Source organism: Pseudovibrio sp. W64, from assembly GCF_001623145.1.
Classification (GTDB): domain Bacteria; phylum Pseudomonadota; class Alphaproteobacteria; order Rhizobiales; family Stappiaceae; genus Pseudovibrio.
On the sequence record NZ_LMCI01000014.1, the window covers coordinates 41,795 to 57,120 of the forward strand.

A 15,326-nucleotide genomic window follows, 5' to 3' on the forward strand; every position below is an offset into this window, starting at 1 on the left:
GATACAGAAACTGGCAGGACCCCTATGTGGCCCTGCCCGTCTTTAAGAAGGCTGGCATGTAGAAGCTACAAACTAAGCCTTTACTAATCCCGGGAATAAGATGTGACTGCCAATTCACCCAATGGAGCTGAGATTTACCGCCGTCTCATTAAAGCGATTGAGAGCCGTGAGCTGAAACCCGGCAGTCGCTTGAGAGAAGCTGAACTGGCAGAGAAATTCGGTGTCAGCCGCACACCTATCCGGGAAGGCCTGAAGCGCCTTGAGGCGCAAGGGCTTGCTGTTCATGAACCAAACCGCGGCATGGTCATTCCTAGTCTGGACCATAACCAGATCAGCGAACTGTACTATCTGCGCGAAGTTCTGGAAGGAACTGCTGGTCGTCTTGCTGCGCAGCACGCCTCAAGCGCTGAGATCGAAATTCTGCAGGAAATGGTCGAGTCCGACATGCAGAACCTTGCGGATGCAGAGCGTCTGATCAAGACAAACCGTGAGTTCCATCGCCGCTTCTATCTCGCTTCCCACAACCGCTATCTGGTTGAGCAAATTGATCATATGCGCCTATCTTTGCTGCTGCTCGCGGGCACGACCCTGACGGATGATGACCGTCGTCGTCTAGCGATTGAAGAACATGCTGAGATTGTGGATGCAATTTCCAAGCGGGATTGTGACCGTGCAGACAAAGCTGCACGTCACCACATCGCAGAAGCCCATAAGGCTCGCTTAAAATTCTTCACTCAACTCACCTGAGTCTTATCAAAATCTGGATAGTTTGGGGCGCGTTCTGCTAACAGGGTGGGTTTTTTTGTTTAAGCGAGTCGGTATAAGTATCTAGAAAACCAGCCAAAACAAGCTTCACTTTTATTAGTCTGAGATATCACATAAGTTTCATATGAACATAGTAGACGTTCATATGAACAGCATATTTGCAGATTGAAGCAGACTTTTGTGATGGAAACAGCGCTCAGTACAAGACAATCAGAGATCATCTCTCTCGTGCGGTCCAATGGTTTCGCGAGCGTAGACTCGTTGTCGGAGCAGTTTGCGGTTACCACCCAGACGATCCGTCGAGACATAAACCGCTTGAGCGAACTGGGGCTTTTGAGACGGGTTCATGGTGGCGTCGAGGTTCCGGCAAACCGGGGCAACATCACCTACAAAGCCCGAAAGATCCTCAATTTTGAAGCAAAGAACGCGATTGGGAACTCTGTTGCGGAGTACATCGACGATGGTGCAACACTTGCTTTTTCCATCGGCACGACGCCCGAGATTGTTGCAGAAGCACTTGATACCCATGAGGGGTTGAAGATCTTCACGAACAACATGAACGTTGCCATTGCAGCACTACGGAACACTTCCAGCGAAGTTACGATTGCAGGAGGCCGATTGCGTCATGGCGACCTAGACGTTCTTGGTTCAAGCGCGGAAGGTTTCTTCAAAAACTACAAGTTTGACGTCGGCATCTTTGGTGTTGCTGGCGTGGATAGCGATGGCACCCTCCTCGACTTCAACGAGGATGAAGCCACTGCCCGTCAGGCCATTTTGGCGAACTGTCGTCAATCATTTCTTGTTCTGGACCATTCCAAGTTCGGTCGCCTCGCCCATGTTCGCGCTGGCTTTCTGACTGATGTTTCGAAGATCTTTTGCGAAGAAACTCCGCCAGCTTCAATCCTTTCAATAATTGAGAAGTCATCTGCAGAGCTCGTAATCTGCAAACAGGAGCCTACTCTATGAGCAACCTGAACCATCCAGCTCGTCTAGAACTCTCAAACCTGACCAAGTCCTGGGGAGACTCAACGGCAGTCGACAATGTCAACCTGTCCGTGGATGGTGGAAGTTTTACGGTCTTATTGGGGCCAAGTGGATGCGGCAAATCCACGACGTTGCGCTTGATTGCCGGGTTGGAAGAAGCGACTTCCGGGCAAATTACAATAGGCGGGAGAGATGTGACTTATCATTCCCCCGCCCAGCGCGACATCTCTATGGTGTTTCAAAACTATGCGCTCTTTCCGCATATCTCTGTGGCTGAAAACATTCTGTTTGGGCTCAAAGTACGCAAAGTAGGCAGAGCAGAGCGGGATGAGCGGCTGAAGACTGCAGCTGATCTTCTCGGGATTTCTCAGTTGTTGGACCGGAAGCCATCCCAGCTCTCTGGAGGGCAGCAGCAGCGGGTTGCTCTAGGTCGCGCCATCGTTTCACAAAAGCCTGTTTGCCTTATGGATGAGCCTCTCTCTAACCTTGATGCCAAGCTTCGTCAGGAGATGCGCGTAGAGTTGAGAGCACTACAGCAGCAGCTTGGGCTGACAATGGTTTATGTGACCCATGACCAGACAGAAGCCATCACCATGGCCGATCAGGTGGTGCTGATGAACAAAGGTGAGGTTGAGCAGGTTGCAACGCCAAAAGTAATCTATGAGCGCCCTGCCAGCGTGTTTACAGCACGCTTCATTGGTACTCCGCCGATGAACATTGTGGAGCTGGACAAGGTTCGTTCTGTCACCCCTGTCACAGCTCAATCCCTGCTGCCTGATGCACCAAAAGGATGTTTACTGGGCCTGCGCCCGGAGGACATCAGATTAACTGGTGAAAACGGTGTTCCGGCCCAGGTGATAAGCCTTGAATACATGGGGGCAGATACGCTGGCTAATTGTTCTGTTGGCGGTGAAAAGCTGCTTGTTCGCGTGAAAGGCAGCACCGAATTGAGCCCGGGGCAGAGCATTGGCCTGGCCTGGGATGATAAAATTCCTGCAAGCTTTCAGAGAGATACCGGCAAGCGCCGGGAAGAATTCAAGCCGGTCGAGGTGCAATTCGAGCCGGCTTGAAAAACGCGCATCAGCGCATTGGAGTGCCCCAATTACTAGGGCAATTTGAGGATATAAACCTATGAAATCCATTTTCAAGTCTTTAGGTCTGGCAGCTTCTGTTGCTGCTCTATCCCTTGGTACTGCGATCAGCGCTCATGCGGTTGATCTGCAATTCTATTTTCCTGTGGCTGTTGGCGGTACAGCCGCGACAACAATTGAAGAACTGACAGCAGAATATGCGGCGGCTCATCCTGACGTGAATATCGATGCTGTTTATGCCGGTTCTTATCAGGATACTGTATCCAAAGCTCTGACCGCAGCGCGTGGCGGCAACCCTCCGCAGCTCTCTGTAATTCTGTCAGTCGACATGTTCACTCTGATCGATGAAGACGTGATCATTGCGTTTGATGATGTGGCAAACTCTGACGAAGACAAGACGTGGTTGAATAGCTTCTATCCTGCCTTCATGGAAAACTCCCAAACTGGTGGGAAGACTTACGGTATTCCGTTCCAGCGCTCGACACCAGTTCTCTACTGGAACAAGGAAGCCTTTAAAGCGGCAGGTCTGGATCCTGAAAAAGCACCTGCAACATGGGAAGAAATGGTTTCCATGGGCCAGAAGCTGATCAAGAAAGACGCTTCCGGCAACGTCACCCAGTGGGGCGTGCGCATTCCTTCCTCTGGTTTCCCATACTGGCTGTTTCAAGGCCTGACCACCGAGAATGACGCAATTTTGGCGAATGCCGAAGGTAACAAAACGAACTTCGAAGATCCAAAGGTTGTTGAAGCTCTGCAGTACCTTGTCGACCTTTCTGGCAAGCATGGCGTGATGGCTCCAGGCATCATCGAGTGGGGTGCTACTCCAAAGGCCTTCTTTGAAGGCAATACCGCTATGATGTGGACCTCGACTGGTAACCTGACCAACGTGCGCAACAACGCTCCGTTCGATTTCGGCGTTGCTATGTTGCCGGCAAACAAGCGTCGCGGCGCACCGACCGGTGGTGGTAACTTCTACATCTTCAAAGATTCCAGCGATGAGCAGAAAAAGGCATCTGTAGACTTCGTGAAATGGATCACTGCTCCAAAGCAGGCTGCAAAGTGGTCTATGGCGACTGGCTACGTTGCGCCGTCTCCAGCAGCTTGGGAAACTGATGAGATGAAGGCTTATGCAGCTGACTTCCCGCCAGCACTCGTTGCTCGTGAGCAGCTGAAGCACGCCGTTGCAGAACTCTCCACGTTCCAGAACCAGCGCGTGACCCGTGTCTTCAACGACGCCCTGCATGCTGCAATCACCGGTAAGAAAACACCGGAAGAAGCCCTGAAAAGTGCCCAAGCAGAAGCGGATCGTATTCTTTCTGAGTACCGCTAAGCCACATTGATTTCACATGACCCAGCGAGGTGCAGCCGTTCTGTGCCTCGCTCCAGCATTTTCCAAGAGGTTGCCCGATGACCAGACGTATGCAGTGGATTTACGCGTGGCTGTTGCTCACTCCAGCAATGGTGATGTTGTTCGCGTTTACCCACTTCCCGGCCATCACCACTATCATCAATAGTTTCTTCTCCACTCCGCGTGGGCGCAGGCCAGCCAAGTTCATTGGACTGCAGAACTATGAGGAGTTGATAGCGGATCCAACCTTCTGGAAAGTACTGGTCAATAACCTTTGGTATGCGATGGCAACCATTCCAGCTTCTATCGGCATCTCTCTGCTGATGGCCATCTGGGTGAATGACAAGCTTAAGGGACGTAGTCTTGTGCGCATGTCGTTCTTTGCACCGACTGTGTTGCCTTTGATCGCGGTCGCAAATATCTGGCTATTCTTTTATACGCCGGGCTTTGGGTTGATCGACCAGATCCGCATGGGTGTCTTCGGGCTTCCCGAGAACTCATGGCTGGGCCAGCAGGAAACAGTGCTGATTTGCATGATGGTCGTGACCATCTGGAAAGAAGCCGGGTTCTTCATGATCTTCTATCTGGCAGCACTACAAGCCATTCCACCCTCCTACAAAGAAGCTGCTGATATTGAAGGGGCGAGCCGTTGGACCTTCTTCTGGAAAATCACATGGCCTTTGCTTATGCCAACAACTTTGTTCGTATCTATCAACGCTGTTATCAATTCTTTCCGCCTGGTGGATCACATCTTCACCATGACAGGCGGAGGGCCAGATAACGCTTCGTCTTTGCTGCTCTTTTATATTTATGAGGTCGCCTTCAAGTACTGGCAAACCTCTTATGCCGCCACGCTGACTGTCGTGATGCTGGCGCTTCTTTCGATCATTGCGATCGGCCAATTCTTCTTCATGGATCGTCGGGTGCACTACAGATGAGCGACTTATCTCTTTCCAACACTGTTGAAGCGACACGTCCACGCCAGTTCGATTTTGATCGTGCTCTCAACACGTTCGGAGCATGGACACTGGCGATCTTATGGGCCCTGCCTCTGCTCTATGCGATCTGGACTGCATTCCATCCAGCAGCTTATGAAGCCAATTTCGAGTTGTTTGCACCGCTCACTTTGGAGAACTTCACCAAAGCCTGGTCAGCAGCTCCATTTGCTCAGTACTTCCTGAACACGACCATGCTGGTGACGATCATTCTGATAGCGCAGTTTGTCTTGGGCACCCTTGCGGCCTATGCCTTTGCACGCTTCGAGTTCCCCGGCTCAAATATCCTGTTCACTCTGGTGCTTTTACAGCTGCTTGTGATGCCGGATATCCTGATTGTCGAGAATTACAAGATGATCCGAAACCTTGGCCTGATAGACACCATCGTAGCAATTGGCTTGCCTTATATGGCGTCTGGGTTCGGAATTTTTCTTCTGCGACAGACATTTAAGACTATTCCGCGAGAGTTAGATGAAGCCGCACGCGTTGAGGGTGCCGGGCCTTTATTGGTGCTTTGGAAGGTTTACGTACCGCTGGCAATTCCGACCTACCTCGCTTACGGGCTTGTTTCAGTCAGTCACCACTGGAACAATTTCCTCTGGCCTCTGATTATCACCAACTCGGTAGAGACGCGTCCCGTCACTGTTGGGCTTTCTATCTTTGCCGCGGTTGATGGGGGGGTGGAGTGGAGCGTTATCAACGCAGCAACGCTCATGACATCAGGTCCGCTGTTGATCGCGTTCCTGCTGTTTCAGAGACAATTTGTGCAGAGCTTCATGCGCGCAGGGATTAAGTAGGGAAATCGTAATTCTTACCCCTCAAATTTAAGTGAAATAGGTGACCTTTAAGGAGGTTCACGACAGTTTTTTGAGGGGAATGAATGAAACTTACCGCAATAACAGCCAGTATCTTTGCAGTATTACTCGGAATTTCTGGGTGTGCCGTGGTTTCAGTCGGGGGAGCTGCTGTTTCTGTTGCTACAACTGCAGTAACAACAACTGCAAAGGTTGGAACAAGTGTCGTAGGAGGAGCGGTGGATCTTGCTATTCCGGACGATAACGAAGATGATGAGTAATAGGCCTGTTACTTCAGATGGATAGTGTAGTATTTAAATCAATCTACGCTAACGGTTTCAGTGCTCGCCAAAACCACTTCTATTGCGCGGTGCAACTCGGACATTTGGTCTTCGTCGAGGACTTCAACAAGTTCACTGCGCGTTTCTACATCCAGCTGCTCAAGTGTAAATTTCTCTGCAGGAAGCTCTACGAGAGGTTCAGAACTGGCAGAAATCGGCAGAATTGGGCTATCCAGGCGCTCTGCTTTGACGCGAGCATCTTCCAAAATGACATGCACGAGGCCGCGGCGGTCGTCGGGGAGATTAACCTCGGCAACGATCGCATTGACAGTGTCGCGGTCTCCCAGCAGCAATACTGGCGGCTTGGAAGTCGCAGAATTAGTCATTGAGAGGGCAGTCAGCAACGCGCCCATAAACACTACTAGAAGATACGGCATATACTAGATTCTTACGGTCTAAGTGTCAGTTCAAGCTCAGATTATACAGGACAGAAGTATGAAGTAATAACCGCTCGAACTGGTTCATTTCTTTATATTCTTCCAGGGTGTTACGCGCCAGTGCAGGATCATCCGTGATAATTCCATCTACGCCCATGGAGATGTAGCGCAACATGGTAGACGGATTGTTAACCGTCCAGACAAAAACCTGTTTACCGGTCTCTTGTGTTCTTCTTATGAAGTTCAAAGAGGCGGAGGCGGAGGAGACGGCTACGAAGTTTCCTTTGAGTTCGGAGAAATTACCGATAGATGTGGCGGTAAGAAGGCCGATGTTCCAATTTGGTTCTAATTTTCGTATTCTTGAGAGGGCTGATCGTTCTAACGACATGATTGCTATGTCGTTTTCCATGTTAGCCTGCGTGATGATGCGTGCGACCTCATTTTCGAGGTGTTCGTTGCGGCTGCGGGGATAATATTTGAGCTCGATGAGGAGAACTGCCTTCCCCCTCACAATCTCAAGCGCCTCGCGAAGCGTTGGGACGCGTTCACCCTGAAACTCCATCCCAAACCATCCGCCCACATCGAGAGCCTGGATTTCCTCCAGTGTCAGGTCCCAGACATTGGCTGGCTTGCTGATGAGGCGCATGAAGTCGCTGTCGTGGGCGATGACCACGGAGCCGTCTGCGGCTTCCTGAACATCGACTTCAATCCAGTCGGCTTTGTCCTCAATTGCTCGCTCCAGTGCTGCTATGGTGTTTTCCGGCGCGTGGGCGGAGGCCCCGCGGTGGGCGATGATTAGGACGTCTTTTTGCGGCAGATCGGCTGAGACCCAATACGTCCCTGTCAGCACCACGATGGTTCCGACCACTCCAATGAGAGCGGCAAGGCGCATAGGTGTCAGTGGGTTGGCCCACTTACTCTCCAGCTTTGGCGTATGCGGCACCTCAGAGAACGTGTGCCCCTTTCCATCGGCAACGAACAAAGCTGCCTTGAAAAGCAACGCCATAGTGCCAGACATCACGCCACTGATCAGTGTATTGCCGACCAACAGAAGCACGACGAGACTGCCCAGGATCGCTGCCAATGTCTCGGGGGAGCTCTCCCCAAACGAAATGGCGTAGGAGCCGATCAGTTCCAGCGAGATCAGGAAGAACGCATGGATGAGGATGTCCAGAAGTAACCACAGCGAGACGGCACCTGCAAAGACAGGACGGAGGCCACGCGAGAGGAACCGGGCCCGCGAAAAGGCGGAGCCAACAGGATGATCTCTCAGCACCACGAGCGGCAAAGACAAACCCCAGACGAGGATGGCATAGAGTGGCATAACGATAACCAGTGCCACCCCAATTCCGATGAAGAAGGCAGCCATCCAGAACTCAACGGGTTGAAACTGGAGGTAGTAGCTGAAGTCATGCTCCTGCAAAAAGATTAGTATACTCAGTGCGATAATGACAAGACCCGGGATCATTGCCATCACCAATCGCTGTGTCAGCCGCCATGTAAACATACCAAGGCGGGGGAACATGCTGAGCGTTGAGAACAGAGCATTACGTGCAGCAGGGAACGCGCTTTCCTGCCTGTCCAGCACCGCGAGCAGAGCGACCTGCTCAAGCAGTGCCATGGCGATGAAGACGACGACAAAGAAGAACGCACCGAGCAGCCCAATCGGCGACAGAAAGAAAGACGCGATCTCATAATCGGCCAGCACTGCATTGCCGGAAAGGCCAATAACGAAGTTGCCGATCCCAGCAACAATAGGTGTGATTGCAACTGCACCGAGAAAAACAAAGGCATAGTGAACCAGCAGCAAGCGAAATGCGTTTGCTTTCCAGCCACGAAGTATCAATTGAGCAAGCGTGTTTAATCGAGCTGCCATACCCTGTTCTTATCGTTGTTGGTGCAGACAGACTGGCTGATTGATGCCAATTAAATGCAATGTACCTGAAGAAGGTTCCGTAAGAGCGCATAGGTGCTGCGAAGTCAAGATATGCCAAACAAACGGTAACAGTTGAGCGGGGGATTCGCGTATTTTCCCAATATTATCCCATTTATTTATGCGAATGATTTGCAACTGCAAAAGTGCGGAAAAGCTTTTAATGACAATAAGTTGCAACTGAAACTCATATTTAGAAATACTCTAAACTACTGAAAGTGCACGTTTTTAAACTTGACAACAATAGTCAGGAATATGAAATAGCCGCAGTTTTCTCACGCTTTAGGGCGTGACAACATTTGGCAAACTGAATTCGTGCAGCCCGGATTTTCCGCTCGCAGCGCGAGGCGAATTCACTGCACATTTAAGGGGATTACAATGAGCTTTATCCGTGGCGCTTTGCTCGGCACTGTAGCACTCGGCAGCCTTTCTACTGTTGCTGTCGCTGCAACTCCTTCTGACGTTCTTGCAACCTACGGCGACATCGCCCAGGCAGCGTTTGAAGACTCTCTGACAACTGCGAAGACCCTTCAGGGTGCAGTGGACGCGCTTGTCGCAGAGCCAACTGAAGACAACCTGAAGGCCGCACGCCGCGCATGGATTGCAGCTCGTAACCCATACCAGCAGACAGAAGTTTACCGCTTTGGTAACGCGATCGTTGATGACTGGGAAGGCAAGGTCAACGCCTGGCCGCTTGACGAGGGTCTGATCGACTACGTTGATGGTGCTTACGGCAATGAGTCCGAAGAGAACCCGTTTTACGCAGCGAACATCATTGCAAACACTAAATTGACTGTTGCTGGCGAAGAAATCGACGCCACCGAAATCACCCCTGCGCTGCTTGCTGAACAGCTTCAGGAAGCTGGTGAAGTGGAAGCAAACGTTGCAACCGGTTACCACGCAATTGAATTCCTGCTGTGGGGACAAGATTTGAACGGAACGGGGAAAGGTGCTGGCAACCGTCCTGCTTCTGACTTCGACACTGCAAATTGCACTGGTGGCAATTGTGAGCGCCGTGCAGACTACCTTCAGGCTGCAACGAAGCTGCTTATCACCGATCTGGAAGAGATGGTCGCAGCATGGAAAGCCGACGGCGCAGCACGTAAAGAGCTGGCTGACAAAGGCGAAGCTGCAGGCATCGCAACCATCCTGACCGGCATGGGTTCCCTGTCTTACGGTGAACTGGCTGGTGAGCGCATGAAGCTCGGCCTGATGCTGAACGATCCTGAAGAAGAGCATGATTGCTTCTCTGACAACACCCATATGTCCCACTACAACGACGTGGTTGGCATCAACAACGTATTCCAGGGTAAATACACCCGCGTTGACGGTTCTGTTGTTGAAGGCGCTTCCCTTAAGGACTTGCTTGCAAAGGCAGATTCCGCTGTTTCAACTGAGCTGGAAGGCAAGCTGAATGCTTCCCTCGGCACCTTTACAGCCATGAAAACCCGCGCTGAAACCACTGAATCCTACGACCAGATGATTGGTGAAGGAAACACAGAGGGTAACGCAGTGGTACAGGCTGCTATCGATAGCCTGGTTGACCAGACATCTTCCATTCAGCGTGCTGTTCAGGTGCTGAAGCTGGAAAATATTGCATTCGAAGGCTCCGACAGCCTCGACAACCCTTCTGCAGTATTCGAATAAGATATCCAGTCCCGCACGAGACACCTCGTGCGGGACTTATCCCCCTCGCCTTTTGTTTGCGTTGTTATGTGCGTTCATTTGCGTGTTTTAGCGTTTTTGCGAAGGCCTATGTAAATACAGGCACCCGTTATGCCAGGAATGGTTCCAGCCACACTTCGCCGTCGTGCAGGAGTGATAGCCACTACCACCGCTTTTACCAGCTTCCTCATTCCCGCCGCTTCTGCTGTTGATCTGAACCAGCGAACCGATCTCAGTGACGGGGATAAAGCGAAAGTCAGCCGGGTTTTGAAGGCACCGACAGATTTCTCCAAAGCTGAAAATTTTGAGTTGATGCAAGCGGGAAAAACAACGACCCGGAAGCCTCTCAATCGCGCTGTCTTTACCTACCCAAGTGCCAACCTCCCTTTCGAGCAGCATCAGGATTTCCGTCTGGGTGAGAGCCTGTTCCAAAAGTTCTGGGTGTCGACCCCAAGTTCCACGCGCGCCTCTGATGGTCTTGGCCCTCTGTTTAACGCTCGCGCCTGCGAAAGCTGTCACCCGAAAGCAGGGCGTGGTCGCCCGCCGGTTGATGACGAACGCCCAGTTTCCATCTTCATGCGCCTCTCAGTTGCCCCTTCCACGCCGGAAGAGCGGGCTCTGATTGAGAGCGGTGAAGTGCCTCTCCTTCCCGAGCCGACCTATGGTGGCCAGCTGCAGAACTTTGGCGTACCTGGCGTTCCCGGAGAAGGTGAGATGAAAATCACCTATGAAGAGGTCAAGATTGATCTTTCTGAAGGTGAGACCGCCTCTTTACGCAAGCCAACCTACACCATTGAGAATCTGGCTTATGGACCGATGTCTGAGCATGCGCTGATTTCGGCTCGTGTTGCGCCGCCAATGATTGGCCTTGGCCTGCTGGAAGCGATTGCAGACACCGACATCACCTCTCAGGCTGATCCGGAGGACGCTGACGGTGATGGCATTTCTGGCCGTGTAAGCTGGGTGAACCCTGCTGACCCTGACACCAAGCAGGTTGGCCGCTTTGGCTGGAAGGCGCTGAACGCCACCGTGCAATCTCAATCTGCTGGTGCTTTTGCAGGCGATATCGGCATTTCGACACCGTATGACCTGCGCAATTATGGAGACTGCACCGAAGCCCAGACTACGTGCTTTGAGCAAGCGCATGGCGAGCAGGCGCATCTTGGTGTTTCAGAAGCGCCAGACCCAGTTCTGGACCTTGTGGTGTTCTATTCTCAAAACCTTGCCGTGCCAGCGCGTCGTGATGCGAATGACACCCAAGTGCTTGCTGGTAAAAAGGTATTTTACGAGACAGGCTGTGCAAGTTGCCATACGCCTAAATATGTCACCAGCCGCACAGCTGAAAACCCGGAGCATCAGTTCCAGCTGATCTGGCCTTATACAGACCTGCTGTTGCACGATATGGGCGAAGGTTTGTCTGATGGTCGTCCAACAGGTTCTGCCAGCGGAAATGAATGGAAAACACCGCCGCTTTGGGGTATTGGACTGACAGAAACTGTCAATAATCACAGGTTCTTCCTGCACGATGGACGTGCACGTGGCCTGCTGGAAGCTGTGCTGTGGCACGGCGGTGAAGCAGAAGCTGCCAAAACCCGTGTAGTTGAAATGCCTGCTAAGGATCGAGCTAATCTGATCCGGTTCCTGGAGTCTCTTTGATGCAGTTTAAGCGTGCTGTCACTCTCAGCCTGGCCATTGCCTCGGCAATTGTTGTCTCTACGCCCTCTTTTGCGGCAGATACCACTGACTATGCTCAGTTCCCGCGCTCCAGCGTAGAGCAGTATATTCGCCCGGCGACCAAACAGCTTGTCAGCGCGTTGACCGATCTTGAGAAACGGACTGGTGATTTGTGCACCAGTTCTACGACAGAAAGCACCACTGCCTTTAACGAGGCCTTCAGCAAATCCGTTGCTGCACTCGCTGGCGTTGACTTTTTACGCTATGGGCCAATGGCGCAGGACAACCTTGCTCAGCGCCTCGCCTTTTTGCCGGACAGTCGCGGTGTGGTGCGGCGCCAGATCAATAAGGTGGTTGCCAAGCAGGACCCTACTGTTCGCGACCCCGCTTCCCTTTCTGTCAAAAGCGTTGCTTTGCAAGGGCTGACTGCTCTTGAACGCATCTCTTACGCCAGTGATGGCACGTTGACGCTTGGTTCTGGCAAGGACGCTGTTTACCTTTGCGATTATGCCGAGAGCATCAGCATCAATCTGGTTGGTGCCGGATTGGAACTTGAAGCCGAATGGTCTGATCCTGACGGTTTTTCCAAGGTGCTTCTGGAACCAACCAAAGGTGGTGGTGTGGTGCACACCCACAAAGAAGCTGCGGAGATGGTGTTCAATGCCATCACCACGGGTCTGATTGTCGACAAGGACCAGTATCTGCTTGTTGTGCTTGGCAAGACTGAGAAGAAGGCCAATCCAAAGAAAGCTCCCTTTGCCCGCAGCGGTAATGCTGTCACTTACCTTTCAGCCAGCCTTGCGGGTTTGCAAGGCGCTTTGAATGCAGGTGGCTACGCAAAGGTGCTGGAAGACGAGCAGGACTGGGTGGAAAGCTCGCTGAACTTTGAATTTTCCAATGCGCAGCGTGTGCTTGCTAACCTGCCAAAACCACTTCAGGACACTGGCAAAGAGCCAGAGGTGCGCGAGCAACTGCGTTATCTCATCACCATTATCGATGGCATCAAAGTGGTGATGGCAGAAGACCTTGCTGGCTATGTTGGCCTTGCAGGAGGCTTTAATGCGCTTGATGGCGACTAAGCCCCTTGCTCTGAGCAGACGGCAGTTTTTAACTGGCCTTGCTGCCTCTGGTGTTGCTTTAAGCGCCAGCAGTTCTCTGGCTTTTGCCAATGGCCTGCCTTTTACTGAGGCCGCAGACCTGCAACTGTTCACCAGCGCTTTGCGTACACCAACGGGCAGTTATGCTCTGGCGGTGTTTAGCGAAGATGGCGAGGTGCTGTACCAGACAGCGTTGCCGGATCGCGGGCATGCCATATCCTTTGACCGCAACTCTATGCGCCTGCTGTCCTTCGCGCGGCGGCCCGAGACTTTTGCGGTGCTTGCAGACCTGACAGGTGCACGAGAGCCGGTTGTTTTCACGTCACCTGAAAATCGTCATTTCTATGGGCACGGGGTGTTCTCACCTGATGGCCGTTTGGCCTATGCGCCGGAAAATGACTTTGCCAACGTGCGCGGTGTGATCGGCGTCTATGATGTTTCCGGTGACCAGCCAAAGCGGATCGGCGAGTTCGAGAGCTATGGTGTTGGTCCGCATGATTTGCTGATGTCACCCGATGGCTCGCAGCTTGTTGTTGCCAATGGCGGGATTGAAACTCACCCTGACATGGGGCGTGAGAAGCTGAACCTGGACACGATGAAGCCCACTGTGGCTTTCATTGACACCGCAACAGGTGATTTGCTTGCCAAGCAGGCCCTTGCCTCTGACTTGCACCAGCTTTCCCTGCGCCACATGAGCTTTGACGGCAATGGTGATGTGTGGGTTGGCGGGCAGTTTCAGGGTGCGAAGGATGCGACGCCTCCGCTGATGGTGCATCTGGGGCTTGATAAGGCCGCTACAGCTCTGGAGATGCCACTGGAGCTTACCAAGGGCCTGCAGAACTATGTTGGCAGCGTGGAGATGAACCGCTCCGGCGACGTGATTGCAGCCTCCTGTCCGCGTGGCGGTAAAATCCTGTACTGGGATGTGGCGCAGCGGTCCTTCATCGGTTTCCACCAGGTTGCAGATGGCTGTGGTGTGGCTCCGCTGGACGAGGAAAGCTTTGCTATTACTGACGGAAACGGCGCCATCAGCTTTGGCGGAACCGAGGATGGTGTGGCCCAGATTATCAGCCAGAGCGCCGGCGTCAGCTGGGATAACCACCTGACACCACTGGGTATCTTGCGGGAGGGTTAGGCTCTCCCCGCGCCTTTCCACATTTTCGAGGGTTGTTGTAATTGGCGCATTGCAGCGCGGCTTAGGATCGGGTAAAGACTACAACACCTCAAGGGCACCTACGCCCGACACAGGCACCCGTAGCTCAGTTGGATAGAGCGCTGCCCTCCGAAGGCAGAGGCCATAGGTTCGAATCCTATCGGGTGCACCATATTTTCCTGACAATTTCGATTACCAAGTTGCATTCGCAGCTTCTGCTCTGCAAAGTTTGCTGACTTATACTGGCTGCTGGATTTTTTGTTTTGTGAACTCGGAGAGGCGATTCAGGAAGGTTCCCAGGTCTTGTTGGAGAGTGGTGAAATTTGGGTATTTTTCGAGTGTTACTTCGCTCATGTAGAGGCCGCGGCTGACTTCGATCTGGATTGAGTGCCAGTTCTGGGCGGGGCGGCCTGTGTGGATGACCAATTCTGCGCCTTTGTAGGGATCATTGATCTTCACCTCATAGCCAAGGCTCGTGAGGATCTCCCAAGCGGTGTAGATGTATTCGCGGTCGCAGGTGGTACCATCCCGATCACTGAGGGTGATGTCTGGCCGCTTCTCACCTGCTCCAGTTTCGTGCATGACGGTGGAGACCGCCTGCATGCTGTGGCAGTCCAGGTGATAGGCCACACCGAAACGCGCATGGGCTTGTTCCATCAGGCGCGTGAGTGCGTCGTAGTAGGGTGTGTAATAGGCATCTATGCGGTTCTCGATCTCCGCAGCGCTCAACTCACGATCATATAGCGGGCCGCTGGTAGGCGGGGCTTCCGTCCAGATGAGGCCTTTGCCGAGGTTACTGCGGAAATCGGGCTTTGCTGCTCGTGTCCAGCCTTTGATAGTGGCCGGATCAATGTTGTCTGCGCGGCGGTTTGGGTCGATGTAGATGCGAGGAAAGAGCGCCTCGAGGTAGGTTCCGCCAGTTTCAGCCGCCTTTTCAAAGAGTTCGTGGACGTATCTGTCCTCTGCACATTTGTAGCGGCTGGCGGGTACGCAAGGGCGGAAGTCCGCCGGGTAGATCTCTCCTGAATGAGGAGAGTCCACCACCAGCGGGTTGGTCAGTTCTGCGGGTCGATGGATGTTCAGCACGTTTTCGATGGATTGGGGCAATG

Annotated in this window: 14 protein-coding genes and 1 tRNA gene; 12 read left to right on the top strand and 3 right to left on the bottom strand. The window is 52.6% G+C overall.

Features of this window, described 5'->3' with window-relative positions; translation table 11 throughout:
- Positions 1-102 precede the first annotated feature (102 nt).
- From PsW64_RS08185 to PsW64_RS08215, 7 genes are all read left to right on the top strand, one after another.
- Entirely contained in the window at positions 103-747 is a 645-nt protein-coding gene (locus tag PsW64_RS08185) for a GntR family transcriptional regulator (protein WP_057463095.1), read from the top strand.
- Positions 748-948: 201 nt separating this feature from the next.
- Positions 949-1,731 (top strand): DeoR/GlpR family DNA-binding transcription regulator, encoded by a 783-nt coding sequence (locus tag PsW64_RS08190; RefSeq protein ID WP_063286329.1) that lies wholly within the window; start codon positions 949-951, stop codon positions 1,729-1,731.
- Positions 1,728-2,819, top strand: a complete 1,092-nt coding sequence (locus tag PsW64_RS08195) for an ABC transporter ATP-binding protein (RefSeq protein WP_063303300.1) — start codon at positions 1,728-1,730, stop codon at positions 2,817-2,819. The genes PsW64_RS08190 and PsW64_RS08195 overlap by 4 nt, the downstream gene beginning before the upstream one ends.
- A 61-nt stretch (positions 2,820-2,880) precedes the next feature.
- The gene (locus tag PsW64_RS08200; protein WP_063303301.1) at positions 2,881-4,170 is read left to right on the top strand and encodes an ABC transporter substrate-binding protein; all 1,290 of its coding nucleotides are present in this window, start codon (positions 2,881-2,883) and stop codon (positions 4,168-4,170) included.
- A 77-nt stretch (positions 4,171-4,247) separates the two neighbouring features.
- Entirely contained in the window at positions 4,248-5,126 is an 879-nt protein-coding gene (locus tag PsW64_RS08205; protein ID WP_063303302.1) for a carbohydrate ABC transporter permease, read from the top strand.
- Positions 5,123-5,980 (top strand): carbohydrate ABC transporter permease, encoded by an 858-nt coding sequence (locus tag PsW64_RS08210; RefSeq protein WP_057463100.1) that lies wholly within the window; start codon positions 5,123-5,125, stop codon positions 5,978-5,980. The genes PsW64_RS08205 and PsW64_RS08210 overlap by 4 nt, the downstream gene beginning before the upstream one ends.
- An 83-nt stretch (positions 5,981-6,063) precedes the next feature.
- Complete coding sequence (locus PsW64_RS08215) at positions 6,064-6,258, top strand: hypothetical protein (protein ID WP_057463101.1); 195 nt, start codon at positions 6,064-6,066, stop codon at positions 6,256-6,258.
- A 38-nt stretch (positions 6,259-6,296) separates the two neighbouring features.
- Here the strand turns inward: PsW64_RS08215 and PsW64_RS08220 are convergent, their stop codons facing one another.
- Together PsW64_RS08220 and PsW64_RS08225 are read right to left on the bottom strand one after the other, a co-directional pair.
- Complete coding sequence (locus PsW64_RS08220) at positions 6,297-6,695, bottom strand: hypothetical protein (RefSeq protein ID WP_057463102.1); 399 nt, start codon at positions 6,693-6,695, stop codon at positions 6,297-6,299.
- Between the two features lie 25 nt (positions 6,696-6,720).
- On the bottom strand, positions 6,721-8,571 hold the full coding sequence (locus PsW64_RS08225) for a glycerophosphodiester phosphodiesterase (RefSeq protein WP_063303303.1): 1,851 nt from the start codon (positions 8,569-8,571) through the stop codon (positions 6,721-6,723).
- A 435-nt stretch (positions 8,572-9,006) separates the two neighbouring features.
- Between PsW64_RS08225 and PsW64_RS08230 the strand changes: the two genes are divergently transcribed.
- The 5 genes from PsW64_RS08230 (at position 9,007) to PsW64_RS08250 (ending at position 14,389) form a co-directional block, all read left to right on the top strand.
- Positions 9,007-10,275 carry an imelysin family protein gene (locus PsW64_RS08230; protein WP_063294327.1) on the top strand — a complete coding sequence of 423 codons (1,269 nt, stop codon included), beginning with the start codon at positions 9,007-9,009 and terminating at the stop codon, positions 10,273-10,275.
- 129 nt (positions 10,276-10,404) lie between these two features.
- On the top strand, positions 10,405-11,949 hold the full coding sequence (locus PsW64_RS08235) for a di-heme oxidoreductase family protein (protein WP_082831054.1): 1,545 nt from the start codon (positions 10,405-10,407) through the stop codon (positions 11,947-11,949).
- Entirely contained in the window at positions 11,949-13,046 is a 1,098-nt protein-coding gene (locus PsW64_RS08240) for an imelysin family protein (protein WP_063303304.1), read from the top strand. The genes PsW64_RS08235 and PsW64_RS08240 overlap by 1 nt, the downstream gene beginning before the upstream one ends.
- Positions 13,027-14,199, top strand: coding sequence for a DUF1513 domain-containing protein (locus PsW64_RS08245; RefSeq protein WP_208980656.1), 1,173 nt, complete (start codon positions 13,027-13,029; stop codon positions 14,197-14,199). The genes PsW64_RS08240 and PsW64_RS08245 overlap by 20 nt, the downstream gene beginning before the upstream one ends.
- A gap of 113 nt (positions 14,200-14,312) precedes the next feature.
- Positions 14,313-14,389 (top strand) — tRNA-Arg (locus PsW64_RS08250).
- 65 nt (positions 14,390-14,454) lie between these two features.
- On the opposite strand, the gene PsW64_RS08255 is transcribed toward PsW64_RS08250, so the two are convergent.
- The gene (locus PsW64_RS08255) at positions 14,455-15,324 is read right to left on the bottom strand and encodes an N-formylglutamate amidohydrolase (protein ID WP_208980657.1); all 870 of its coding nucleotides are present in this window, start codon (positions 15,322-15,324) and stop codon (positions 14,455-14,457) included.
- Positions 15,325-15,326 lie beyond the last annotated feature (2 nt).